Source organism: Lactobacillus acidophilus, assembly GCF_034298135.1.
Lineage (GTDB): Bacteria > Bacillota > Bacilli > Lactobacillales > Lactobacillaceae > Lactobacillus > Lactobacillus acidophilus.
This window is the reverse complement of record NZ_CP139575.1, coordinates 1,283,908-1,310,853: the sequence shown is the minus strand read 5'-3', so window position 1 is coordinate 1,310,853 and position 26,946 is coordinate 1,283,908. Positions and strand designations below refer to the sequence as shown.

Below are 26,946 nucleotides of genomic sequence, written 5' to 3'. Positions count from 1 at the left end.
AACTAGATAAAAAGACGCACGAGGTGTTGGAAATGAACAAAGTTAATGTGTTAGGCGTTGATTTTGACAATAAAACTTTTAATCAATTTCAAAATGAATTTATTAATCGACTAAATAATCACGTATCTACATTTGTTGTGACTGCTAATCCAGAAATTGTGATGGCAGCTAATGAGAATCCAGAATTTATGAAAATTTTGCAAAATGATACGGATTACATTACTGCAGATGGAATTGGAATTGTAAAAGCAGCCCAAATGCTAAAAACACCACTTCCTGAAAGAGTAACCGGTTATGATCTATTCACTTGGCTCATGAGTGTCGCAAATGAGCGTGGCAGTCGAGTTTACTTGATTGGTGCTAAGCCTCAAGTGATTCATGCAGTCCAAGCTAAGATTGCCAAGGAATATTCAAATATTAACTTGGTGGGAGCAGAAGATGGCTACTTTAGAGAAGATCTGGAGTTGGTTGCCCGTAGAATTCAACGAGCACAACCGGATATGGTTTTTGCGGCATTAGGCTTTCCTAAACAGGAAAAACTCTTGTCTATTTTACGTAAAAACGAAACTCCAGCATTAATGATGGGAGTGGGCGGTAGTTTCGATGTATTCTCTGGAATAGTCAAAAGAGCACCGGAAGTGTTTCAAAAAACACATCTTGAATGGTTTTACCGCTTGGTTACCAATCCATCGCGTTTTAAGCGAATGTTAGTTTTACCACAGTTTGTTGTTAGAGTAAAACAATCGAAGAAAGGAAAATAATTAAGTAATATGAAGGTTTTGCATGTAAATGCTGGTCTTGAAAATGGTGGCGGGTTATCGCATATTGTAAATTTGCTTACTGAGGCTAAAAGAGAAAATAAAGATTTTGATTTATTAACTTTGGCTGATGGTCCAGTGGCTGCTGCAGCAAGAGAACATGGAATTAATACTTATGTACTTGGAGCAAAGAGTCGCTACAATTTGGCAAGTTTAAAAAAGTTGATCAAATTTATTAATGATGGACATTATGACATAGTGCATACACATGGTGCCCGAGCTAATCTTTTTCTTTCTTTAATTCATAAGAGAATCTCAGCTGTATGGTGCGTTACTGTGCACTCTAACCCATATCTTGATTTTGAAGGACGCGGCTTTTTAGGCAAAGTTTTCACTAAGTTTAATTTACGTGCATTAAAAAAAGCGGACTGTATATTTGCAGTCACTAAGCGTTTTGCCAATCTGTTAGTTAATCAAACACAACTAGATAAAAATAAAGTACATGTGATTTATAATGGGATCTTTTTCCACAATGATAGTGAAATCCCTGCTAAATATGAGCATACTTACTTTAATGTAATTAACGTAGCTCGTACAGAAAAAGTGAAAGGGCAAGAATTGTTACTTAAAGCAGTTAAAAAGCTCAACGATCAACATATCCGTTTACATATTGCAGGAGACGGCAGTCAACTTGAACCACTTAAAGCTCTTACTCGCCAGCTAAATATGGCACCCCAAGTAACTTTTCATGGCTTTATGACTCATCATCAGTTAAGTGGACTTTATAAAAGAATTGATCTGGCTGTTTTAACATCATATTCAGAAAGTTTTCCCCTTGTTTTATTAGAAGCAACCGATAATTTAATTCCTATCTTATCTACTGATGTTGGTGACATCCATAAGATGATTCCAGGACCTAAATATGGTTTTATTGCTAAAACTGGTGATATTGATTCAATTGCCAAGCAGCTTGAATTAGCTGTCAATAAGACTACAAAGCAGCTACGTGAAATGGCCTATACAGAAAAACGCTATGCTGAAGAACACTTTTCTGTGAAGAATCAACTAGCAGATATTGAAAAAGTTTATAGTACTTTAATCTAACTTGAGCTAATTGGTTGTAAAAATAGCAATGAGTAGTTAATGGCTGTATAATTAAAAACAAAATTATAATTTTATTACAGAAAGGGAAACAATGTTTTACCCAGAGTTAGACAAAGAAGATTCGCTAGCTTTACATACTGATTTATATGAAATCAATATGATGTATACCTACTTCAAGAAGGGGATTGCAGATCGTAATGCCGTTTTTGAAACTTTTTATAGAAAAGAACCATTTGGAAACGGTTATGCTGTTTACGCTGGTTTGGAACATATCATTCAATATTTAAAGAATTTAAAATTTAGTGAAAGTGATCTTCAATATTTAAAAGAAGAATGTAATTACGATGCTGATTTTATTGATTATTTGCGTAATTTAGAGCTTAAACTCAATATTCGTTCTATGAGAGAAGGGGAATTGGTTTTTGCGAATGAACCAATTTTACAAGTCGAAGGTCCTCTTGCACAGTGTCAATTAGTTGAAACTGCTATTTTGAACATTATTAACTTCCAAACTTTACTTGCAACTAAGGCTGCAAGAATTAAATTAGCAGTTAAAGATGATGGCTTAATGGAGTTCGGCTCTCGTCGTGCTCAAGAAACTGATGCAGCTATTTGGGGTGCTCGTGCCGCTTATATTGGTGGTTTTGACTCTACAAGTAATGTACGTGCTGGAAAATTATTTGGTATTCCAATTTCTGGTACTCATGCTCATGCATTGGTTGAAGCTTTTGGTAGTGAATATGATGCCTTCAAGGCTTATGCTGAAACTCATAGAGATTGTGTATTTTTAGTAGATACTTATGACACTGTAAGAAGTGGCGTACCTAATGCAATTAAGGTTGCTAATGAAATGGGCGACAAGATCAACTTCTTGGGTGTGAGAATTGATTCAGGTGACATGGCATATATTTCTAAGCAAGTTCGTAAGGAACTGGATGACGCAGGTTACCCGGATGCTAAAATCTTTGCATCTAATGATCTTGATGAAAATACCATCACCAACTTGAAGATGCAGGGTGCTAAGATCGACGTTTGGGGGATCGGTACTAAGTATATTACTGCTTATGATCAACCCGCCCTTGGCGCAGTATATAAGCTAGTTGCTATGGAAGATGAAGTTCATGCGATGCGTGATACTTTGAAAATTTCATCCAATGCAATTAAGGTATCTACGCCAGGTAAAAAACAAGTATGGCGAATCAGTGCTAATACCGCTAAGAAAAATGAAGGTGATTGGGTTTCACGTGATAATGAAGACCCACGTAAGTTTGATGCATTATTTATGTTCCACCCTCAATACAATTACATCAATAAAGTGGTTACTGATTACACTGCTATTCCGCTTTTACATGATATCTTTAAAGACGGCAAGCTGGTTTATAAGCAACCTAGTCTAGATGAAATTAAGCAATTTTGTGCTAATAATTTAGATGGTTTATGGGATGAATACAAGCGTAGCTTGAACCCACAAGAATATCCTGTGGACTTGTCACAAAACTTGTATGAAAGTAAAATGGACCTTATTCAGGATATTCGTCGTAAAATTAGAGAAAGAAGTATTGGTCGATGAGAGAATTACAAAAAGAAATTATTGCCTATGAGCATGTTTTACCTGAAATTGATCCTAAAAAGGAAATTAGACGTTCAATTGACTTTTTAAAGGATTACTTGAAGGCTAATCCATTTCTTAAATCCTATGTTTTAGGTATTTCTGGAGGTCAAGACTCAACTTTAACTGGTAAGTTATGTCAAATGGCCATTGAAGAAATGCGTGAAGAAACTGGCGATGATTCATATCAATTTATCGCAGTTCGTTTACCATATGGTGTTCAAGCTGATGCAGCTGATGCAGCCGATGCTGTTAAATTCCAAAATCCTGACCAAGATTTAATTGTTAATATTAAGGAACCAGTTGATGCAATGGTTAAGGTAGTAGAAGCAACTGGTCAAAAAATTACTGATTTTAACAAGGGTAATATTAAAGCTCGTCAAAGAATGGTTGTTCAATACGCTATTGCTGGTGCTAATAATGGTGCAGTTGTGGGTACTGATCATGCTGCCGAAAACTTTAGTGGCTTTTACACTAAGTATGGTGATGGTGCAGCAGACCTTACTCCGTTATTCCGTTTGGATAAACGACAAGGTAAGATGCTTTTGAAGGAGTTAGGTTGCCCTAAGCACCTTTACGAAAAGGCCCCAACAGCTGATCTTGAAGAAGAAAAGCCAGACTTACCAGATGAAGTAGCTCTGGGTGTAACTTATGAAGAAGTTGATGACTACTTAGAAGGTAAAGAAGTTTCTGAAAAAGCAGCTGACCAAATTGAAAAACTTTGGAACAAGAGTAAACACAAACGTCATTTACCCGTTACTGTTTTTGATGATTTCTACAAAAAATAAAAACTATTCGCTTTAACTTGTTAAAGCGTGAAAACTTTCTTATAATGAACTTGTCATAAGGGAGTAACGGCAATTGCTTGCGATAAATCCAACAGCCGAAGCAAAGATACTTCTGGATTTATCTTAATTTGTGAGACTTATGTGCTACAAGCATGTAAGTCTCTTTTTCTTTAGTAAGGAGGAATTGAAAAGTGGCCGAGAAATATTACACTGAGTCAGTACCCGATGTGGAAAAGGCTCTCAATACTTCTCTAGCAGATGGCTTAAGCGATAGCGAAGCCAAAGCTAGATTAGAAAAATATGGTCCTAATGCTTTAGCTTCTAAAAAGAAGCGGAGTATGTTTATGCGGTTTATTGATCAATTCAAAGATTTTATGATCATCGTTTTGATCATTGCTGCTATTTTATCTGGTGTTTTAGCACATGAATGGACTGATGCCGCAATTATTATGATCGTTGTTATTTTGAATGCGATTTTGGGTGTGTTTCAAGAAGCAAGATCAGAAGCTGCAATCGAAGCATTAAAAGAAATGGCAACGCCAGATGCTCATGTACGTAGAAATGGTGCAATTATTACTATTCCAAGTACAGAGCTGGTTCCAGGAGATATTGTCTTACTGGAAGCCGGTGACGTTGTTCCAGCTGATTTACGATTAAACTTAGCTAGAAGTTTAAAAATAGAAGAATCAGCTTTAACGGGTGAGTCTGTTCCAGTTGAAAAAGATGCTGTAACTTTATCAGGAGATAAGGATATTGCCTTAGGTGACCGAGTTAATATGGCTTATTCCAATACCAATGTTACTTATGGTCGAGGCGAGGGGATCGTTGTAGGAACTGGTATGACTACTGAAGTTGGTAAAATTGCCACGATGCTTAACGATGCCGATGAAACTGATACTCCTTTAAAGCACAACTTAAATCAGTTAGGTAAGACTTTAACAATTATGATTTTGGCAATCTGTGTAATTGTCTTTATTGTAGGTGTGCTAAAGGCTAACCCAGCTGACCGAAATTCTACTTTGATGATTAATATGTTCTTGGTTGCTATTTCACTTGCTGTAGCTGCTATTCCTGAAGGTTTACCAGCTATTGTAACGATTATTTTGGCACTGGGAACACAAGCGATGGCTAAGCATAAAGCAATTGTTAGAAAATTGCCTGCTGTTGAAACTTTGGGTGCAACAGACATTATCTGTTCAGATAAAACTGGTACTTTGACTCAAAATAGAATGACTGTTGAAAAAGTCTTTTATGATGGTGAAGTACACGATGATGCACAAAAAATTGCAGAAACAAATCCTGCATTGTTATCAATGGTTTTAGCTAATGATACTAAGATCGAAAATGGTGGGGACTTGTTAGGTGATCCTACTGAAACTGCTTTGATTCAATATGCTTTTGATCATGATATTGATGTACAAGCTATGCTTGATAAGTATAAGCGTGTGCAAGAAGTGCCATTTGATTCAGATCGTAAGTTGATGAGTACCGTTAATAAAGATGGCGATAAATTCTATGTTGCTGTTAAAGGTGCTCCAGATATGCTTTTGAAGCGAATTACTAAGATTGAACGTAATGGTAAAATCGAACCGGTTACGGATCAAGAAAAGCAAGCTATTCTTGAAACAAACAAAAATATGGCCAAGCAAGCTTTACGTGTTTTAGGTTTAGCATATAAAGAAGTAGATCATGTTTATAATGATCCAACTACGGACAATGTAGAGCAAGATTTGATCTTTGCAGGGCTTGTTGGCATGATCGACCCAGAACGAGGTGAAGCTAAGGCTGCGGTCGCTGAAGCTAAGAGCGCTGGTATTAGAACAGTGATGATTACTGGTGACCACCAAACAACCGCTCAAGCGATTGCTGAAAGATTGGGTATTATTCAAAAAGGTCAAGATAATCGCGTTTTAACTGGTGCAGAACTTGATAAGTTGAGTGATGAATACTTTATCAAGCACGTTCAAGATTACAGTGTTTATGCTCGTGTATCACCTGAACACAAGGTTAGAATTGTTAAAGCATGGCAAGCAAATGATAAGATTGTTGCCATGACTGGTGACGGTGTTAACGATGCACCAAGTTTGAAACAAGCTGATATTGGTATTGGTATGGGAATTACCGGTACTGAGGTTTCAAAAGGTGCAAGCGATATGGTCTTGGCTGATGATAACTTTGCCACAATTGTGGAAGCTGTTAAGCAAGGGCGTAAAGTATTTAGCAACATTCAGAAAGCTATCTTATACTTAATGAGTTGTAACGTCGGAGAAGTTTTAACTGTCTTTATGATGACAATGCTTGGCTGGGATATTTTAGCTCCAGTCCAACTTCTTTGGATTAACTTAGTAACTGATACTTTGCCAGCAATTGCCCTAGGTGTTGAACCAGTTGAAGAAGGAATTATGAAACGTAAACCACGTGGTAAGAAGTCTAACTTCTTTAGTGGTGGAGTTGCTAGCTCAATTATTTATCAAGGTATCTTAGAAGGCATCCTTGTATTAGGTGCTTATCAAATCGGTCTTCATGTTGGACCACACGTTGATAATCCAACTATGCAACATGGGGATGCATTGACCATGGCCTTTCTTACTTTAGGTTTAATTCAGTTATTCCATGCAATTAACTCCAAGTACATCCACCAATCAATTTTCAGTAAACATACATTTGCTAATAAATGGTTTAATGGCGCGATTATCATTGCTGCTTTAATTATGTCAGCTGTTGAATTACCATTTATGACAAAGTTCTTTGACGTTACCGAACTTGATGGTGCACAATGGCTTGTAGTTTTAATTGCTGGTATCTGCATGATCTTAATTGTAGAAATTGTTAAATTCTTCCAGAGAAAAGCCGGTAAAGAATAAAGTTTGACAAAAAATAGAGAAAAAAGCTTGAGGTTTCTCAAGCTTTTTTTGTATTCTTAAAAGTAAGATTATTTTGAGGAAGTTACTACAATGAAGAGTTTTTTATTTCGTCTTTATTTAGCCTGGATGAAATTTTTAAGTAGATTTACCACTATGGAGGACAATAACGTAGTTGTCTTAAATGGATCAGGTCGTTCAGGCTCTAATGGTTATGCTTTTTATAAATGGCTACTAATCAACCATCCAGAATTTAATGTGACCTTAGTCGAACCGTGGCCGTCATCACATCTTAAATGGGAAACTTGGCAAAAGATTGGCGCAGCGCGTTACGTGATTACAACGCACCAGCCATTTAAAGTACGTAAACATCAAATAAATGTGCAACTATGGCATGGCGTTCCATTGAAGAGAATGGGAATCATGGCTAACAATACGCGGTATAAAGACAATAAACGTAATGAAAAATTATGGCATAAGAATGCTGATATTGTTGCTTCAAGTTCAGATTTATATGAAACATTGATGAGCGCCTGCATGGCAATTGAGTCAAAGAAATATCAAAAATTAGGCTTTCCTAGATTGGATCTCTTGTCCAAACCAGTTATTTCTAAAAAAGAATTGTTAAAAGACTTATTTGATCAAGAAGATGAACAAGCAGCAATTGGTATTTATATGCCAACTTTTAGATATGAGCTTGAAGATAAATCAATTATGCAAAAGATTAAAGAGGGGAACTTTTTTGCTTTTGCTGATTTTGACGGTGAAAAGCTAAATAAAGAACTAAAAAAACGCCATCAGTATTTAATTGTTAAGTTGCATCCCTATGAAATGCGCTTGTTCGATAACTTCAAGAGTCAGTATTCCAATATTTCCTTTTTAAACAATGATTACTTGTTTGACCACAATTATGATTTATATGAATTATTAGGCGATACTGATTTCTTAATGACTGATTTTTCATCAATTTATTTCGATTACTTGCATTTAAATAAACCAATTGTATTTGTAACTAACTTTTTGAAACAATATGAAAAAACGCGTGGTCTTTTAATGGGGCCATATAGTGAAATTACGCCGGGCATTAGTGTAAATTCTGAGCAAGAATTAATTAATAATCTTGATCATTTAGATAATCAACAGATCGTTAACCGTCGTATATACTGGTTAAATTTAACTAATCAGGTTCATGGCGATTCATATTGTGAAAATGTCTTTAAATACATGACACAGGAATATAGGGGATAAAATATTGCGCAAAACATTTTTAAATATTTTGTATAATGCGGTTTATCAGATCTTTATTGTATTAGTTCCTCTGATTACCGTTCCATATCTATCCAGAGTTTTGGGACCTAAGACATATGGTATTTATAGTAGCGTTAATAACACTGTACAGTTTTTGATGATTTTTTGTATCCTTTCTGTGTCTTATGTGGGGATGCGGACGATTTCAAGAACGCGTACATACGGAACACAGGAAGAATTAACTAGAGCATTTTGGGGCTTGTGGTATTTTCAAGGTATTGCTGGCGCAATTACGATTGTAATTACTATTTTAGTAACTACTATTTTTCATATTCAATACTGGTTTTACCTTTTACTTATGGTGCCATACTTAATTTCTGCTCAGGTAGATATTTCTTGGTTTTTCCAAGGATTAGCCGACTTTGGTAGAGTTGTTTTAAAAAATACTGCTGTAAAGCTGGTTAGTGTTGTTTTAATTTTGCTATGGGTAAAATCACCAGCAGATTTGTGGAAATATTTACTGATTATGTCTGTTTCTACAATGCTAGGTTCTTTTGTCTTTTGGTTTGATATTCACCGTTATGTGGGTCGACCAGTAGCGCATTTTTATAAATTTAAGAAGAATGCTATTGCGATTGGAACTTTAATGATTCCGCAAATCGCTACCCAAATTTATACATCATTAGATAAGCCAATTTTGGGTCTTTTTTCAAGTTCTACCCAAGTTTCTTTTTATGATAATTCACAGCGAATTTCTAATATGATTTTAGGAGTAATTACTAGCATTTCCTTGGTAATCATGCCTAAAATGGCCAGTGAAGATGAAGAATCACAAAAGGTTGTGATGAAAAAGTCGCTAGAAGCTACAGTGATGCTAGGAACTTTATTTGCTGTAATTATTATGGCAAATACTAAACAATTCGTACCATTCTTTTTTGGCACTAAATATATTCCGATGACACCGTTGATGTTTTGGTTCACTTTGACTATTATCATGATTCCAACCGGTGGTGTTTTTGCCAATCAATTTGCCCTAGCCAATAGACGTGATAAGGATTATGCTTTTCCTGTAGTTATTGGTGCAATTTTAGAAATTATTTTAAGTTATGTTCTAGATCGGCCGTATGGTGCAGCAGGTGCGATGATTGCAATTTTAATTACAGAAGCCGTAGTATTAGTTCTACGTTTATGGGTTGTGCGTGACGGCTATAGTTTTACATATGTTTTTCACGATGTTCCTAAATATATTTTAATTGCATTAATCACTCTTACCATTGGGATGTTTATGCCTAACTTTATTTCATCGGCCTTTTTCAATATGGCATTTAAATCAATTGTGATGTTGCTAGTTTATATGCTTTTGATGTTTGCATTAAAGCTCGACTTTAACGAAGACATTATTAAATTATTCAAGAATTTCTTTAAAAGAGGTTAAAAATGATTCCAAAAATCATCCATTACGTTTGGGTAGGTCATAATCCAAAGTCTAAGTTGATCCAAGAGTGTATTGCCACTTGGAAGGAAAAATTACCTGATTATCAATTTATTGAGTGGAATGAAGATAATTTTGATATGCACGAAAATAAGTACATTGAGCAAGCTTATAAGGCAAAAAAGTGGGCTTTTGTTTCAGATTATATTCGTGCTAAAGCTATCTATGAACAAGGTGGGATTTATTTAGATACAGATGTGCGTGTAATTGCTAGTCTGACGCCTTTGCTTGATAACAAGGCCTTTATTGGCTTTGAAAACAACAATTATCTTTCGGCTGCAATTTTTGGCGCAGAAAAAGGGCATCCATTTATGCAGGATATCCTTGATTATTATAAAGATCGTAATTTTGAATATGATGTAAATAATCAAATGGCAGGCGTAAATAGTGTTTCCGTTACTGATATGCTGATTGATCGGTATGGTTTAAAGATTGGTAACAAGGAACAGGAATTAAAGGAAGGTATTCATGTTTATCCAGATGGCGTTTTATGTAATCCGTCTGTTAACTCACTTTCGATTCACTTATTTACGGGAACTTGGATGAACGGAAAACATTCATTTAAACATAAACTTGTCACTTTCCTTAAGCGTCATATTAATACACCTAAAGAGGCAGGGTTATATGCCAAGTGGATTCGATGAATCAAGAAGAATTACAAAGATTAACAGAGCAAATTTCTAGGGACTATTTTAAGCGTCCCTTTTTGCATGAAGTAAAAATTAATCGTCGTATGACAACGACCGGCGGACGATATCATTTAGATGATCATCATATTGAGATTAACGCCCATTTTTTAGAAGAAAAATATTATCAAGATTTGATTGGTATAATTAAACACGAATTAACGCATTATCATTTACATTTATTAGGCCGAGGTTTTAGGCATAAAGACTATGACTTTAAAATTTTACTTAAACGAGTTGGTGGTAGTCGTTATGCTCCAGATATTGGATTAAAGCGTAGAAAAAAATATCGGTATTTATATGTTTGTGAAAGCTGCAGACTAAAATATTTCCGCATTCGTCGCATTAATATCCAAAGATATCGGTGTGGAAAATGCAAGGGACGCCTACATTTAGAGCAAAGCTTTCAAAAATAAAGCAAAAAAATTAAAAATATTTCAATTTTTTCTTGCATATCTCCTTTTTTTAGTCTATTATAGTTGATGTGCCGCGGGCGTGGCGGAATGGCAGACGCGCAAGACTAAGGATCTTGTGATCGCTTTAGATCGTGGAAGTTCGAGTCTTCTCGCCCGCACCAATTAGAAGTCGCAGTAAGCGACTTCTTTTTTTTACCTAAAAATCGGTTATACTTTAATTAATGAAATTAAAGGAATAGAAATTATGGCAAAAAAGCATAAATCAAGAATACCCAAAAGTGTAAAAATTGTTGTTCGCGCATTTATTATTTTGTTTGTCTTGCTTGTAGCCTTTATTGGCTTTCGTTATTATAGAAGATATGCGATTCAATCAGAGCAGATTAGACAAGCACAGCTGCAGCGAGAACAAGAAGCAGCAAAATTATTAAAGCAGAAAAAAGATTTTATCAAAAAAGTTGGCCCGATTGCACAAGCAGTAGATAAGTCATACGATTTATTGCCGAGTATCACGATTGCTCAAGCTTGCCTTGAAAGTAATTATGGTCAAAGTGATTTGTCGCAAAAATATAACAATTTGTTTGGCGTTAAGGGGACCAATCCAAATACTTCGGCTGTGATGACGACCAAAGAATATGTTAAAGGAAAGTGGATCACTGTTAAGGCTCGTTTTCAAATATATGACTCATATGAGGCTTCAATCAGAGCCCATGCTAGATTATTCCAGAATGGGACAACGTGGAATCACGACCAATATAAGCACGTTTTAGCGTCTAAAGATTATAAGACACAGGCTAAAGCATTAGTAACAGATGGCTATGCGACGGATCCAGATTATGCAGATAAGTTGATCAATTTAATTGAACAATTTGATCTAGAAAAATATGATAAGTAATGATTAAAGCAACGAAATGATCGTTGCTTTTTTGGTATAATATTTCAGTTACTATTAAAAGAATTATTTTTTGTGAAGGGGACAATAATGAGCGAAAAATCTATCTTAGCTAACTTAAATCCGCAACAGAAAAAAGCCGTTGAAACTACTGAAGGACCGCTTTTAGTAGTTGCTGGGGCGGGTTCGGGTAAAACTTCAGTTTTAACAAGACGAATTGCTTACTTAGTTGAAGAGAATAATGTTGCACCATGGAATATTTTGGCCATTACCTTCACCAATAAAGCAGCTAGTGAAATGCGTGAGCGTGAACAAGATTTGCTAGGACCTGCTGCTGAAAATATTTGGATGTCAACTTTCCATGCTCTTTGTGTAAGAATTTTACGTAGAGACGCTGATAAGATTAATTACGATCATAACTTTTCAATTGCCGATTCAGCTGAACAATTGACGTTAGTTAAGCATATTGAAAAGGATTTAAATATTAATCCTAAGATGTATGATCCACGAGGCGTTTTGTCTGCAATTTCTAATGGTAAGAATGATTTGCTTGATCCGGATGCTTTTGAAGCAAGTGCATCTTCACCTTTTGAAAAGATGACGGCTAAAATTTATAAAGAATATCAAAGAAGACTCCGTAGAGACCAAATCATGGACTTTGACGATTTAATCATGCAAACTTTGGTTTTATTTAAAAAGAGCCCAGAAACTTTACAATACTATCAAGATAAATTCCGCTATATTTTAGTCGATGAATATCAGGATACTAACCAAGCACAATATGAATTGTGTCATTCATTAGCAGCTAAGCATAAGAATATTTGTGTGGTTGGGGATGCTGACCAGTCTATCTATGGTTGGCGTGGTGCAAATATGGAAAACATCATGAATTTTGAACAAGACTACAAAAAAGATGGTGTTAAAACTGTTAAGCTTGAACAAAATTACCGTTCAACTGGGCACATCTTGTCAGCTGCTAACTCAGTTATTAAAAATAATCAAAATCGTAAAGCTAAGAATTTGTGGACTGATCAAGGTGATGGCCAAAAGATCACATATTATCAAGCTCAAAGCGGCGATGATGAAGCACACTACATTATTTCTAAAATTAAAAAAGAAGTAGAAGATAAGAAACGTTCATATAAGGACTTCGCAATCCTTTACCGGACTAACGCTCAATCACGTACAGTCGAAGAAGCTTTTGTAAAATCCAATATTCCTTATCAAATTGTCGGTGGACATAAATTCTACGATCGAAAAGAAATTAAAGATATTATGGCCTACTTAAAGCTAGTGGCCAATCCAGCAGATACGATGAGTATGAACCGTATTATCAACACTCCTAAGCGGGGGATCGGTGCTGCAACAGTAGATAAATTGTTAACTTTTGCTGATGAAAATAACTATACTGCACTAGACGCAATGGAGCATGTGGCTGAAAGTACAATTAGTACTCGTGCTGCTAAAAAATTAAATGATTTTGGTATTAAGTTAAGAGATGCAATTGCTTATGCTCAAATTCATGGCGTAACTGGTTTAACAGAAAAAATTTTAGAAGACTTTGATTATACTGAGGCTTTAAGAAGAGAAAATACTATTGAAGCTGAAACTCGTCTTGAAAACTTGGACGAATTCTTAACAGTAACTAAACGTTTTGATGATCATTATGAACCAGAAGATGATGATTCCAATCCATTGAGTGATTTCTTAGCTGAAGTATCATTACTAAGCGATCAAGATGATATTGACGATGATGGCAATCAAGTGGCTTTGATGACTCTGCACGCAGCTAAGGGTCTAGAATTTCCAGTCGTCTTTTTAATTGGAATGGAAGATGGTTTATTCCCGCTTCAACGCGCTATGATGGATGACAATGAACTGGAAGAAGAACGGCGTTTAGCTTATGTAGGCATTACCCGTGCTAAGCAAGAGCTATTCTTAACTAATGCATATTCACGAATGATGTATGGTAGAACGCAAAATAACCCAGCTTCACGCTTTTTAGATGAAATTGAACCTAAAGATATTCAAAAAGAAGCAAATGAAAAATTACAAAATAGCTTTATTCAATCTCATTATCAAACTGCACCATTTGCCAATAGAGCGGAAAGAGCTCGCGCAGAAGTTTATACTGCTAAAAAGGCAACTGGAGCAGTTGGAGCTGAAAAGAAGGGCTGGAATGTCGGCGATCAAGTAGAGCATAAAGCTTGGGGTCACGGCGTTGTTACTAAAGTTAGCGGAAGCGGAGAAGATATGGAATTAGATATTGCTTTTAATGGCAAGGGAATCAAGAGACTTCTTGCTGCTTTTGCACCAATTAAAAAGGTATAATAAATAAGAGATATTTAAATCAGGAGGTAAAAATGGCAGATATTACTCTTGATGAGGCTAAAAAAGAAGCTAGTTTACTTAGAAATCAGCTAGATAAGTGGGCTGATGCATATTATTCAAAAGATGCACCTGAAGTTGAAGATAATGTTTATGATCAAAAATATAGCCGCTTGCTTGAATTAGAAAAACAATTCCCAGAGATTGTCACGCCTGATTCAATTACTCAACGAGTAGGTGGCGAAATCGACAGTGACTTTACTAAAGTTGAACATGCTATCCCGATGCTTTCTATGGGGGATGTTTTCTCAAAAGATGAGTTGAAAGATTTTGATCAACGCATGCAGAAATTAGTGGGTCATCCAGTCGAGTATAATGTTGAATTGAAGATTGATGGTTTATCACTGTCACTTGAATATGAAAATGGTAAATTAATGCGTGCATCAACTCGTGGTAATGGTTATGTTGGTGAAGACGTAACCGCCAATGCGCGTTATATTGCAGATATTCCGCAGACTTTACCTGAACCTTTGACTATTGAAGTTCGCGGAGAATGTTACATGGGTAAAGAAGCTTTTGCCAAGTTAAATGAAGAACGTGAAAATGAAGGATTAAGTGTTTTTGCCAATCCGCGTAATGCTGCTGCAGGTTCACTTCGTCAGCTTGATCCCAAAGTAACTAAAAAAAGACAATTAAGTACTTTTATCTATACTTGGGTAAATCCACCAGAAGATATAACTAGTCAGCACGAAGCAATTAAACGGATGCAAGAATTGGGTTTTCACACTAATGAAACTGGGCAAAAATTAGCAAGCCTTGAGGAAATTTTTGCTTTTATCGATGAATATACTGCAAGGCGTGATAGCCTAGCTTATGGTATTGATGGAATTGTTTTAAAAATTGACGATCTAAATATTGAACGAAGCTTAGGCAATACTGTTAAAGTGCCACGTTGGGAGATTGCTTATAAGTTTCCACCAGAAGAGCAGGAAACTATTGTCCGCGATATTGTCTGGACAGTCGGCAGAACTGGTGTAGTTACACCAACTGCCGTAATGGATCCGGTTCAGCTTGCGGGAACCACGGTAGCACGTGCCTCACTTCATAATCCTGATTATTTGAATGAAAAAGACGTTCGTCTTGGTGACACAGTTAAGCTCCATAAAGCTGGGGATATTATTCCAGAAATTTCTGAAGTTGTGTTATCAAAAAGACCAGTTGATTCAGTGCCTTATGTAATTCCTGAAAATTGTCCTTCATGTGGACATAAGCTAGTTCATTTACAAGATGAAGTAGCACTTCGCTGTATCAATCCGTCTTGTCCAGCTCAAGTAGAAGAAGGAATTACGCACTTTGCTTCACGACCTGCTATGAATATTGCGGGTTTGGGACCAAAAATTGTGAAGCAATTAATTGCTAATGATTTGGTTCATAATGTTGCCGATCTTTATCACTTATCTGCAGAAGATTTAGCACAGCTTGATCACTTTAAAGAAAAATCAATTAACAATTTATTAACTGCAATCGATAATTCGAAGAAAAATTCTGTAGAATTATTGATTACTGGTCTTGGAATTGACCATGTCGGTGCTAAAGCTGCTCGATTAATTGCCCAAAAGTTTAAAAATCTGGCAAAGATTATGTCTCTAGGGGTGCAAGATCTTGCGTCTATAGATACAATAGGCATGACAATTGCAGAATCAATGACAACTTATTTTGCTCAACCAGAAGCACAAGAAATGATCGCTGACTTAGAAAAGAGTGGATTAAATATGGAATATCTTGGTGAAGATGAACCTGAAGATATTCCAGATAATCCATTTAAGGACAAGACAGTTGTATTAACTGGAAAACTAGAGCATTATACTAGAAGTGAATTTACTAAGAGATTGCAAGCCTTAGGAGCTAAAGTTACAGGATCCGTTTCTAAAAAGACTAATTATGTGATTTATGGTCAAGATGCTGGCTCTAAATATAATAAGGCTGAGCAATTGGGGATTCCGCTTTTAACAGAAGAAGAAGCAATTGCACAAATCAAATAAAAGGGACAATTATTGTGAAAAAATATTTGCAAATTATGGCTTTAGCAGGGATAGCCATTACTTTAACTGGTTGTGGGAGATTGAAAGACTCTAGTTTAGCGAATAATGCAACTACTACTTCAACAACTAAGAAAAAGAGTTATCAAACAACTAATACCGGTAATAGTGGCTATTCTGTTTTATTGAAAAATGGACGCTATGTAGTTAGTCCAATTGCTGGTTTAACAGCAACCGATAATGATAATTCAGTTGATACAAGAGAATTAGAACGTGGCTTGATTCAAATTTCTAAGAATCAATTCTCAACTAATCAGTATGTTTTCCAAGAAGGACAACAACTGGATACTTCAACTGTAACTGATTGGTTAACCAGAAAATCAAAGACTAATCCTCAAGGATTAAATCCAGTCAATAATGGTAAGACTGGAACTGATACTAGAAATCCAATTTATTTAGAAGAAATTGTTGAGCAAGATTATTTAACTGGTTCAGGTTCTAAGTATCAATTAGGTGGTATGAGTCTTGGCTTAGCAATGAATTCCGTTGACTATTACCAAAAAAAGCGTGATGGTGCAGAATTTCAAACTGATATTTCCAAAGCTACCCAGCGTGCTCAAGGTGAGAAAATAGCTAATGAAATTGTGGCTCGTTTGCGTAAGCGTAAGAGCTTGAAGAATATTCCAATTACCATTGGATTATTCTCTAAAACAGGAAAAGATTCATTAGTTGGCGGAACTTACTTTGCTTACGGGACAGCGGCCGCTAATAGTAGTAAAATAACTAAATGGAAATCCATGTCGGAAAAAATGCAAGTTTTACCGACAACTGGTAATGAAAAAGCAATTAATAGCGACGACGCATCTCATTTCAATGATTTTAAGACGGCAATTCAAAATTACTTCCCTAATATTAGTGGAGTAACGGCAACTTTGCGTTATGATAATGGCAAGCTGGCTCAAGAAAATATTTCAATTACGACCCAGTTTTATGGTTATGAGCAAATTCAAAGTTTTACTCGTTTAACCTTATCAACAGCGAAGAAATATTTGCCGAACAATATTCCAATTGAAATCAAGATTGGATCAGTTGATGACGTACAAGCATTAATTGCAAAAGAAACCGGCGATAGTGATTATCAAGTCCATGTTTATGGCGGCGAATAGGAGGTATTTGCGTGGAAATCACCAAAGATACTATTAAACACGTTGCGACTCTTTCGCGACTTGCGTTTAATGAGGAAGAATTAGATAAATTTACTGATCAAATGGGATCAATCATTAATATGGCTGATCAACTTAGTGAAGTTGATACTGAAGGCGTTGAGGAAACCGTTCAAGTTGTTGATCGTGACACTGTCTTCAGAGAAGACATTCCTGAACACTGGCAAGGACAAACTAGAGAAACATTAATGGAAAACGTTCCTGAAAAGGCTAACGGTTACATTAAGGTTCCTGTAATTATTAATAAGGATGAGGATGAGTAATGAATTACTTAAACGAAAATATTGATTCATTAAACAAAAAGCTTGCCAGCGGTGAATTATCAGCAGATAAATTAGCTAAAGACACTGTGGCAAACATTAAGGAAACTGATAAGAAGTTAAATGCTTGGATCACTGTTTTGGATGATGCAAAGCCTGCAGAAAACCTTGACTACTCAAAGAGCAAGTTAGCAGGTATTCCAATTGCTATTAAGGATAACATCATCACTAATGGTGTTAAGACTACTGCTGCAAGTCATATGTTGTACAACTACATGCCAATGTACGATGCAACAGTTATTTCTAAGCTTAAGAAGGCTGGAGCAACTTTTGTAGGTAAGACCAACATGGATGAGTTTGCTATGGGTTCATCAACTGAACACTCATATTATGGTGCTACTCACAATCCATGGAACTTAGATAAGGTTCCAGGTGGTTCATCTGGTGGTTCAGCAGCAGCTGTTGCTGGTGGTCAAGTTGTTGCAGCACTTGGATCAGATACTGGTGGTTCAATTCGTCAACCTGCAGCATTTAACGGTATTTTTGGTATTAAGCCAACATATGGCCGTGTATCTCGTTGGGGTCTTATCGCATTTGGTTCTTCACTTGATCAAATCGGTGTAATGACTAAGCGCGTTAAGGATTCAGCAGAAGTATTAAACGTTATTGCTGGTGGCGATGAACATGATTCAACTGTATCAGTTCGTGAAGTTCCTGACTTTACTAAGTTCATTGGTCAAGATGTTAAGGGCCTTCGCGTAGCTGTTCCTAAAGAATACATGGATGCAGTTAGTGGTGAAATGCGTGAAGTTATTCAAAAGCAAATTGATACTTTAAAGGATGCTGGTGCAATTATCAACGAAGTATCATTACCACATACTAAGTACGCTGTTCCGGACTATTACATCATCGCTTCAAGTGAAGCTTCATCAAACTTACAAAGATACGATGGTATCCGTTATGGTTATCGTGCTAAGGACACTAAGAACTTGCTTGAGGTTTATGTTAAGTCACGTTCTGAAGGTTTTGGTACAGAAATTAAGCGTCGTATTATGCTTGGTTCATTTGCCCTTTCAGCTGGTTCATACGACAGATTCTTTAGACAAGCTGCTAAGGTTAGAACTTTAATTTGCGATGACTTTGACAAGATCTTTGCTGAAAATGATGTAATCGTTGGACCAACTACTACTGAACCTGCATTTGGTATTGGTGAAGAAGTTTCTGACCCAATCAAGATGTACAACAACGATATTTTAACTATTTCTGCTAACTTAGCAGGTATTCCTGCAGCTAGTGTTCCAGCTGGTTTAGTTGATGGTATGCCTGTCGGCTTACAAATTATGGCTAAGCGTTTTGATGAAGGTAGTATCTTCAAGACTGCTGACTTTATTGAACGTACTAACAAGTTTTATGAAAAAACACCAACTGGAATGGAGGACTAATTGAATGAATTTTAAATCGACTATCGGACTTGAAGTCCACTTCGAATTAAAGACAAAGAGCAAGATTTTCTCTCCTTCACCAGTAACCTACGGTGCTGAGCAAAACACGGAGACTAATGTTATTGACTGGGCCATGCCTGGTACCTTGCCAATGGTTAACAAGAATGTTTACCGCTTAGGTATTATGGTTGCTTTAGCAACACATTCACATATTTTGCCAACTACTCACTTTGACCGTAAGAACTACTTCTATCCTGATAACCCAAAGGCTTACCAGATTACTCAGTTCTTCCAACCACTTGCTCGTGATGGTTATATTGAAGTTGAAGTTCGTGGCAAGAAGAAGAGAATCGGTATTCATGAAATGCACATCGAAGAAGATGCCGGTAAGAACACTCACGGAACTAATGGTTACTCATACGTTGACTTAAACCGTCAGGGTGTTCCACTTCTTGAAGTTGTTTCTGAACCTGACATGGAAGATCCAGAAGAAGCTTACGCATACCTTGAAAAGTTGCGTAAGATTGTTCAATTTACTGGTGCTTCTGACGTTAAGATGGAAGAAGGTTCAATGCGTGTTGATACCAACATTTCTATCCGTCCTGCAGGTCAAAAGGAACTTGGTACTAAGGTTGAAATGAAGAACTTGAACTCATTTGACCACGTAAGACGTTCACTTGCGTACGAAGAAAAGCGTCAAGAACAAGTTCTTTTAGCTGGTGGTCATATTCAACTTTCAACTCGTCGTTTTGACGAGGCTACTGGTAAGACTGTTTTGGAACGTGTTAAGGAAGGTGCTTCCGACTACCGTTACTTCCCAGAACCAGATATTGCACCTGATCATATTAGTCAAGAATGGATTGACCAAATTGCTAAGGAACTTCCAAAGAGTCCATTCGATCGTTACGATGACTATGTAAACAAATTTGGTTTGAAGCCATATGATGCTAATGTTTTGCTTCAAACTAAGGAAAGTTCAGACTTCTTCGATGCAGCTGTAGCAGCTGGTGCAGATCCAACTCTTGCGGCTAACTGGATGAATACTCAAGTAAATGGTTATTTGAATGATAACCGTGTAAGCTTAGAAGATATCAAGCTTACGCCAGAAAACTTAGCTAAGATGATTAAGTTGATCCAAGATGGTACTATTTCATCTAAGATCGCTAAGAAGGTCTTTGCTGAAACTGTTGCTAACGGTACTGATCCTAAGAAGTACGTTGAAGACAATGGCATGGTTCAATTGTCAGATACTTCTGTCTTGGAACCAATGGTTAAGAAGGTTGTTGATGATAACCCTCAATCAGTTGAAGACTTCAAGAATGGTAAGGATCGTGCAATTGGTTTCTTAGTTGGTCAAATCATGAAGCAAACTCGTGGTAAGGCTAACCCTAAGATGGTTAATAAGTTACTTAACCAAGAATTGCAAAGTCGTTAATTTTTAGAACGTTAAGGTAGTAATTATGACTAGTAAAGCAAGATTAATTTATAATCCTGTATCCGGTCACGAGCAAATGCCCAAAAATGTGGCCGATATTTTAGATGTATTAGAGCAAGCTGGTTATGAAGCTAGTGCTTTTAGAACTACACCTGAACAAAATAGTGCTCGTAATGAAGCTACACGTGCTGCAAAAGAAGGTTTTGATCTGATTGTTGCAGCTGGTGGTGATGGTACAATCAATGAAGTAGTTAATGGAATCGCCTTTTTAGAAAACAGACCTAAGATGGCAATTATTCCAGCTGGTACGACTAATGATTATGCCCGTGCATTGGCTATCCCACGTGATAATATTCCTGATGCTGCTAAGGTTATCTTAAAGAATAAGACACGGAAAATGGATATCGGTAAAGCAATCTTTGGTAATCAAACTCAATATTTTGTAAATATTGCTGCCAGCGGTTCTTTAACAGAATTAACATATGGCGTGCCATCAGAAGTGAAGTCAGCTTTAGGTTATGCAGCATATCTTATTAAGGGAGCAGAAATGTTGCCACACTTAACTGAAAATGAGATGCGCTTAACCTATGATGATGGTGTTTATGAAGGTAAACTCTCAATGTTCTTATTGGGAATGACTAATTCAATTGGTGGTTTTGAACAAGTTATGCCTGATGCACAACTTAGTGATGGACTTTTCCAATTAATTGTAGTTAAACCTTCTGACCCTGTCAGCATGATGAAATTAATGGCATTAGCATTAAATGGTAAGCACGTTGATGATCCTAACATCATTTATACCAAGACTAGAAGCTTAAAGGCGGAACTTATTGGTAAGAGTGCAGGACAAGATTTACCAGTAAACCTTGATGGTGAAATCGGTGGATATTGTCCAGTTGATTTTCATAATTTACAGCAACATATTGAATTTTATGTTGGTGGATAAAAATTAGCTAAAATAAAAGAGCTCAGCAATTGCTGAGCTCTTTTTATATACACATATAAAAATATAGCTATTAGCTACGATCATTACCCATACCAAAGATTTGGAGTAAGAATAAGAAAATGTTTATAAAGTCAAGGTAGAGTTGCAAAGCACCAAGAACGGCAAGACCGTTAGTTGAAACTTGATCACCATAACTGTTATAAATATTTCTCATCTTTTGGGCATCATAAGCAGTTAAACCGGTAAAAATTACAACACCGATGATTGAGAAAATGAATGTTGCAACGGAGTTACGTAAAAACATATTAACAATCATAGCCACGAATAAACCGATTAAAGCTGCTCTCATGTATGAACCTAAGTTGTTTAAGTTCTTCTTAGTAAATGTACCAAAGATAGCCATGGAACCGAATACTGCGGCTGACGAAAGGAATGCCGTACCAATTTGTGCTTGGGTGTAGTAACCAGCAAGCAAAGCAAATTCAAAACCATAAATTACAGCTAAAATCATCAACATGATAAAACCAGCAACGGGATTTCTTGTAGCCTTAAAACTGATCCCCAATGATAAACCAATAGGAACAAACAAAATAACCCACATAAGTGCAGTTGGCATTTGCATAACAGCTGATCTAAATACTGTCATGGTTAAAAATGCAGCAATAGCTGAAACTAAAACAGCTAAGCCCATGTAACCATACATCTTTGATAGAAAACCGTTAACTTCTGAAACGTCATGTACTTGACGACGCTCAGGACTTGAAAAGTTGTCCATATTATTGTCACTCTTTCTATTTATATGCTCTATATATTTTACCGTATTTATTACGAAAATATAAATTTTTAAATTCAATAAGTCAATATTTAACACTTTAATTGGTTATCTTGTTATTGTATAAGTAAGGAAGTGATTTCTATGGATAAACAATATTCTGATGATGATGTTCGAGGTCAGCGTAGTATTCTGACAGACAATGATAAAAATGCAGTAAAAGAACTAATTTTTACGGAAAATGCTAAGAAGCATTATGAAGTTTTGACAGGCTCACAAAAAACATTTATTAATCGGGAATTAGATGATTTAAAATTAGGAAAAGATAGTTTTAAAAGTCGAGAAGTAAATTCTGAATTAAATCAAAGAATTATCTATAAAGAAGAAGGAAATCAAATAATTATTACTGATTTTTTATTTGATGCCTATCGAGATACCGAGCAATATAAAAAAGCTCAAATTAGGATGAATAATATGAATAATTAAAAATGACCGTCGTGTAATGAGACGGTCATTTTTAATTATTTTTCTTTTTTAGCCCATTTTAATCCGATGCCTGTAACACCACTCAAGATAGAGAAAATAGGTGAGAGCAAGCTGAAGAAGACAAAAGGTAAGAATTGGAGGACGGGCACACCCAATGCAGAAGCGGCAAATGAACCTGCAACACCCCAAGGAATCAAGTAGTTAATTACACTACCACCATCTTCAAGTACACGGCTAAGTGCTAAAGGTGAAAGCTTGATTTTATCAAAAGCTGGTTTGAATGCACGGCCAGGTAAAATTACTGATAAGTATTGTTCACCAACAAAAAGATTAATACAGATACCTGAAAGAATGGTAATAGTAATTAAGCGTCCTGGCTTTTTAAGATGTTTAACAAGAGGCTCCATTGCACTTTGCATCACGTTGAACTTCATAAGCATCCCGCCTAATGACAGGGTGGAAATAATTAATGCAACCGTAGACATCATACTAGAAATACCACCACGAGTAAGTAATGCATTAACTGAGGCGTCACTAGTCTTAGCTACAAAGCCATTCATGATCAAAGTGTCTAGTGCTTGAATAGATTCGTGAGGACTTTGAATAAAAATCATAATTACAGTAACTGCAATATTGATAAACAGGGTAGGAATGGCAGGAATCTTACGCCAAGCACAAATTAACATTAAAATAATTGGTACAATAGCCCACCAAGTAATTGAAAAGTTATTTTGTAAAATTCTGGAAGTGTGTTCAATCTTGGTTGGATCCATATGGCCACTGTTACCAAGAATCCAGAATAAAATAAGTGATACTACAAATGAAGGAATAGTTGACCACATCATATTTTTAATATGAGCAAAAAGTTCACTTTCGGCAACGGCAGCGGATAAGTTAGTTGAATCAGATAAAGGAGACATTTTATCGCCGAAAACAGCACCAGATATGATTGCACCGGCAACTAAAGCTGGGTTAGCGCCCATACTGGAACCAATACCGAATAAGGCAATTCCGACAGTTGAAATGGTAGTAAACCCACTACCAATTGCAACACCAATGATGGAACAGACAATGAATACAGATGGTACAAAGAAACTACCACTGATTAAGTGGAAACCAAGTACCATAATGGAAGGGATAATCCCTGCTTTGATCCAAATACCAATTAAGGCACCAATCAACATGAAAATAAAAATAGGAATAATCGCAACGCTGATTCCTTCTTTAATCCCATTTTGGATATCTTGCCAGCTAAAGCCGCGTAATTTTGCCCAAAAGGTTAGTAAAAGTACAGTGAATAAAACTGGTACTTCTGGTGATAAACCAAATTTAATTACTGATAATCCTAAAATGACTAATAAAACTATTAGGATAATTATTGATTCTGAAAAGGGGACTTTCTTTTTTTCCATTTTTATTCCTCCAAATAAAAAAATCCCGTTGACTTAAGTCAACGGGACGACGATTGCCGTGGTACCACCCACTATTTCAAGCATCATAGCTTGAATCTCTATCAGATGGTAACGGATCTGAACATTTCCGAGCAATAATAATTACGAAGTAATTCGTCTAACTCCGCCTGTCTGGTTTGCACCTACCACCAGTTCTCTGAACGCTGAGCGAAGCAGCTACTGTTTCGTTAATTGTTGAAAAATATGATAGCAATATTAAAAAAAACTGTCAACACTTTTCATGAAAAATAATTTGCAAGACACAAATCTAGTCAAGGATTATAATAATAAAGAATTGTTTTATTAAATAAAAAAGGCTGGTATTTATGAAGAAAAACCAAATTGTTGACTTAGAGATTACTGACCTTTCATATGAGGCAATGGGGGTTGCTCATTATGAAGGATTAACAATCTTTGTTACTAACGCTCTTCCGGGAGAAGTGGTTAGTGCTAAAATTTTAAAAGTTAAAAAGAATTTTGCCTTTGCCAAAATTGAAAAAATTAAAAAAGAAAGTCCGGATCGAGTAAAAATCAAGCTCAATCAATGGGTTCAAACTGGTTTGGCATCTCTGGCTCATATTAAGTATGATAAGCAACTTGAGTTCAAGCGAAATCAAGTAGTTAACCTGCTTAAAAAGGCACACATGGATAACATTGAAGTGGGCGAAACTATGGCTAGTCCTGAACAAACAGGTTATCGTAATAAAGCCCAAGTTCCCGTACGTGAAGTTAATGGGCAACTTGAAATCGGCTTTTTTAGACGTCACTCACATGACTTAGTGCCACTTACTAACTTTTTTACCACTGATCCGGAAATTGATCGTGTGCTTATAGCTGTGCGTGATATTTTACGTAAAAATAATGTACCCGCCTATGATGAAATTAATCATAAGGGGGAAGTACGTTATCTTGACGTGCGCAGAAGTAAAGCAACGGGAGAGATCATGGTAATTTTGATCTGCCTTCACAAAGATTTTGCCCAATTACCACGTATTGCTGCTGAAGTTAGTCAAATTCCTGGTGTTACCGGTTTGATTTTGAATCATAATCCTAAAAAGACTAATGTGATTTTGGGTAAAAAAGATTACCTTGTCTTTGGTAATGATCAAATAACTGATAAGATTGGTGATTTGAAGTTTAGAATCTCACCGCAAAGTTTCTTCCAAATTAACTCACTGCAAACGCCGCGTTTGTATGACTTGGCTATCAAAAAGGCAGCTTTAAAGCCAAGTGATGTAGTAATTGATGCCTATTCAGGAATTGGAACAATTGGACTGAGTGTAGCTAAGCATGTAAAAGCAGTTCGCGGAATTGAAGTTGTTCGCGATGCTATTAAAGACGCTAAGGACAATGCTGAATTAAATGGTATTGATAATGCTGAATATTATTTGGGCAAGGCTGAAGAAATTATGCCTCGTTGGGCTAAGCAAGGCCTTAAGACCGATGTAGTATTTGTTGATCCACCACGAAAAGGATTAACTCCTGAATTTATTGATGCCACTGTTAAGACAGGACCTAAGAAGATTGTTTATATTTCATGCAATCCAGCTACAATGATTCGTGATTTGCAATTATTCCAAGAGCAAGGTTATGAATTTGATCGCATTGATCCTGTCGATATGTTTCCACAGACTCCACATGTTGAGAGCGTTACGGTCCTTGAACGTACAGAAAAATAGGCGATAATCACCGGTATGACGGTATTCTTGATAGATGAAAAGTGTACTAATTCCTGTTTTGATGATTGGGATTAGTACACTTTTTGTTTGTTGAGCTAGAGGGTCGAGTGAATAGCGTGCTGGATTTTCGGGTTGTGTATGCAAGTGTTCGTTTTAGAGAGTTGCGTTGGTTAAGGTGATGGAAAGAACTGTAATGGTTGACATGACGATAAGATAATGGATGTTAATTATTAAAGATATTTATAATCAAAGATTTAATTTATTGATTCTAATCAATTTTTGTAAAATGCTTTTATGCTAGATCTATATCGCAATAATCAAATGGAAGGATGAGAAATATGGTTAACTATATTGCAAAAATTAAACCAATAAATGCGGATAAAATTGAAACACAGGCGCATGGAATAGCAACATTCAGTGAAAATGGTAATAGCCTTCATATTCATGTGGAAATGTTTGATACGCCTGCCAATATTGAACATTGGGAACATTTCCAGATGGGAAACAAGCTCATGTTCCGACGCTAATGCAGGACGTGAATCATGATGGCTTTATTGATTTACCTGAAACAGAGGCAGTATCTGGGACAACGATGGTTCCTTTTGATGATGCACCACAAGAAATGAGCATTCCCCATGATAGCTACCCGGTTGCAGATAAATACGGTCATTATGAATATGATAAGGATGTCTCATTAAAAGATTTACAAATAAAATTTAAGCAAGCATTTGGTAGTGACGATCTTCAATTAGACAAACGAGTAGTTTATATTCACGGCGTACCAGCGGATCTTAAATTGCCATCTAGCGTTGCCGGTAATGTTATGAGTTATGATGCACATACAACTTTGCCAATTGCTGCTGGAGAGATTAAATTGGCACATTAATTTTTATAGAACTGAAATTTGAAAGCCAGAGTCTATGCTTTTTGCATGGTTTCTAGTCTTTTTTGTATATTCTCTCTTTTATTAAACGAAATTTACACGATAAAACTGTGATTTTTTGCTTAAAAGATAAATATAAAAAGACACTAGT

21 protein-coding genes, 1 tRNA gene and 1 pseudogene are annotated in these 26,946 nt (G+C 36.2%); 21 read left to right on the top strand and 2 right to left on the bottom strand.

Annotated elements, in window-relative coordinates; genetic code table 11:
• Positions 1-32 precede the first annotated feature (32 nt).
• The 18 genes from SO785_RS06055 to SO785_RS05970 all read left to right on the top strand — a co-directional run bounded on the left by SO785_RS06055 (position 33) and on the right by SO785_RS05970 (position 21,524).
• The gene (locus tag SO785_RS06055; protein ID WP_003546254.1) at positions 33-761 is read left to right on the top strand and encodes a WecB/TagA/CpsF family glycosyltransferase; all 729 of its coding nucleotides are present in this window, start codon (positions 33-35) and stop codon (positions 759-761) included.
• A gap of 9 nt (positions 762-770) precedes the next feature.
• Entirely contained in the window at positions 771-1,862 is a 1,092-nt protein-coding gene (locus SO785_RS06050) for a glycosyltransferase family 4 protein (protein WP_003546257.1), read from the top strand.
• A gap of 91 nt (positions 1,863-1,953) precedes the next feature.
• Complete coding sequence (locus tag SO785_RS06045) at positions 1,954-3,432, top strand: nicotinate phosphoribosyltransferase (RefSeq protein ID WP_011254174.1); 1,479 nt, start codon at positions 1,954-1,956, stop codon at positions 3,430-3,432.
• Positions 3,429-4,259 carry an ammonia-dependent NAD(+) synthetase gene (gene nadE / locus SO785_RS06040; RefSeq protein ID WP_003546262.1) on the top strand — a complete coding sequence of 277 codons (831 nt, stop codon included), beginning with the start codon at positions 3,429-3,431 and terminating at the stop codon, positions 4,257-4,259. Before SO785_RS06045 ends, nadE begins: the two co-directional genes overlap by 4 nt.
• Before the next feature lie 191 nt (positions 4,260-4,450).
• Positions 4,451-7,123, top strand: a complete 2,673-nt coding sequence (locus SO785_RS06035; protein WP_003546265.1) for a calcium-translocating P-type ATPase, PMCA-type — start codon at positions 4,451-4,453, stop codon at positions 7,121-7,123.
• Positions 7,124-7,213: 90 nt separating this feature from the next.
• On the top strand, positions 7,214-8,368 hold the full coding sequence (locus SO785_RS06030; protein WP_003546266.1) for a CDP-glycerol--glycerophosphate glycerophosphotransferase: 1,155 nt from the start codon (positions 7,214-7,216) through the stop codon (positions 8,366-8,368).
• Positions 8,369-8,372: 4 nt separating this feature from the next.
• Entirely contained in the window at positions 8,373-9,803 is a 1,431-nt protein-coding gene (locus tag SO785_RS06025) for an oligosaccharide flippase family protein (RefSeq protein WP_011254175.1), read from the top strand.
• 2 nt (positions 9,804-9,805) lie between these two features.
• The gene (locus SO785_RS06020; RefSeq protein ID WP_003546270.1) at positions 9,806-10,504 is read left to right on the top strand and encodes a glycosyltransferase family 32 protein; all 699 of its coding nucleotides are present in this window, start codon (positions 9,806-9,808) and stop codon (positions 10,502-10,504) included.
• Complete coding sequence (locus tag SO785_RS06015) at positions 10,501-10,962, top strand: SprT family protein (RefSeq protein WP_003546271.1); 462 nt, start codon at positions 10,501-10,503, stop codon at positions 10,960-10,962. The genes SO785_RS06020 and SO785_RS06015 overlap by 4 nt, the downstream gene beginning before the upstream one ends.
• A 73-nt stretch (positions 10,963-11,035) precedes the next feature.
• Positions 11,036-11,123: transfer RNA gene (locus tag SO785_RS06010), tRNA-Leu, on the top strand.
• Between the two features lie 83 nt (positions 11,124-11,206).
• On the top strand, positions 11,207-11,854 hold the full coding sequence (locus SO785_RS06005; protein WP_003546273.1) for a glycoside hydrolase family 73 protein: 648 nt from the start codon (positions 11,207-11,209) through the stop codon (positions 11,852-11,854).
• Between the two features lie 87 nt (positions 11,855-11,941).
• Complete coding sequence (gene pcrA, locus SO785_RS06000; RefSeq protein ID WP_003546275.1) at positions 11,942-14,182, top strand: DNA helicase PcrA; 2,241 nt, start codon at positions 11,942-11,944, stop codon at positions 14,180-14,182.
• A gap of 32 nt (positions 14,183-14,214) precedes the next feature.
• Positions 14,215-16,221 (top strand): NAD-dependent DNA ligase LigA, encoded by a 2,007-nt coding sequence (gene ligA / locus SO785_RS05995; protein WP_003546277.1) that lies wholly within the window; start codon positions 14,215-14,217, stop codon positions 16,219-16,221.
• 14 nt (positions 16,222-16,235) lie between these two features.
• Positions 16,236-17,384 (top strand): CamS family sex pheromone protein, encoded by a 1,149-nt coding sequence (locus tag SO785_RS05990; RefSeq protein ID WP_003546280.1) that lies wholly within the window; start codon positions 16,236-16,238, stop codon positions 17,382-17,384.
• 11 nt (positions 17,385-17,395) lie between these two features.
• Entirely contained in the window at positions 17,396-17,704 is a 309-nt protein-coding gene (gene gatC, locus SO785_RS05985) for an Asp-tRNA(Asn)/Glu-tRNA(Gln) amidotransferase subunit GatC (protein ID WP_003546283.1), read from the top strand.
• Positions 17,704-19,143, top strand: a complete 1,440-nt coding sequence (gene gatA / locus SO785_RS05980; protein WP_021874038.1) for an Asp-tRNA(Asn)/Glu-tRNA(Gln) amidotransferase subunit GatA — start codon at positions 17,704-17,706, stop codon at positions 19,141-19,143. Before gatC ends, gatA begins: the two co-directional genes overlap by 1 nt.
• Before the next feature lie 4 nt (positions 19,144-19,147).
• Positions 19,148-20,578 (top strand): Asp-tRNA(Asn)/Glu-tRNA(Gln) amidotransferase subunit GatB, encoded by a 1,431-nt coding sequence (gatB, locus tag SO785_RS05975; RefSeq protein WP_011254176.1) that lies wholly within the window; start codon positions 19,148-19,150, stop codon positions 20,576-20,578.
• A gap of 25 nt (positions 20,579-20,603) precedes the next feature.
• Complete coding sequence (locus SO785_RS05970) at positions 20,604-21,524, top strand: diacylglycerol kinase family lipid kinase (RefSeq protein WP_003546288.1); 921 nt, start codon at positions 20,604-20,606, stop codon at positions 21,522-21,524.
• Positions 21,525-21,594: 70 nt separating this feature from the next.
• Here the strand turns inward: SO785_RS05970 and SO785_RS05965 are convergent, their stop codons facing one another.
• Positions 21,595-22,299, bottom strand: coding sequence for a Bax inhibitor-1/YccA family protein (locus tag SO785_RS05965; RefSeq protein WP_015613322.1), 705 nt, complete (start codon positions 22,297-22,299; stop codon positions 21,595-21,597).
• A 141-nt stretch (positions 22,300-22,440) separates the two neighbouring features.
• Here SO785_RS05965 and SO785_RS05960 point away from each other — a divergent pair, with 141 nt between their 5' ends.
• A complete protein-coding gene (locus SO785_RS05960; protein ID WP_003546292.1) occupies positions 22,441-22,782 on the top strand; it encodes a hypothetical protein in 342 nt (113 codons plus the stop codon).
• A gap of 35 nt (positions 22,783-22,817) precedes the next feature.
• Here SO785_RS05960 and nhaC read toward each other — a convergent pair whose 3' ends face one another.
• Positions 22,818-24,194 (bottom strand): Na+/H+ antiporter NhaC, encoded by a 1,377-nt coding sequence (gene nhaC, locus SO785_RS05955; RefSeq protein ID WP_003546295.1) that lies wholly within the window; start codon positions 24,192-24,194, stop codon positions 22,818-22,820.
• A 365-nt stretch (positions 24,195-24,559) separates the two neighbouring features.
• Here nhaC and rlmD point away from each other — a divergent pair, with 365 nt between their 5' ends.
• Together rlmD and SO785_RS05945 are read left to right on the top strand one after the other, a co-directional pair.
• Positions 24,560-25,912: a 23S rRNA (uracil(1939)-C(5))-methyltransferase RlmD gene (gene rlmD, locus SO785_RS05950; RefSeq protein ID WP_003546298.1), complete on the top strand. Its 1,353-nt coding sequence runs from the start codon at positions 24,560-24,562 to the stop codon at positions 25,910-25,912.
• 338 nt (positions 25,913-26,250) lie between these two features.
• Positions 26,251-26,798, top strand: a pseudogene (locus SO785_RS05945) (hypothetical protein).
• Positions 26,799-26,946: the final 148 nt, after the last annotated feature.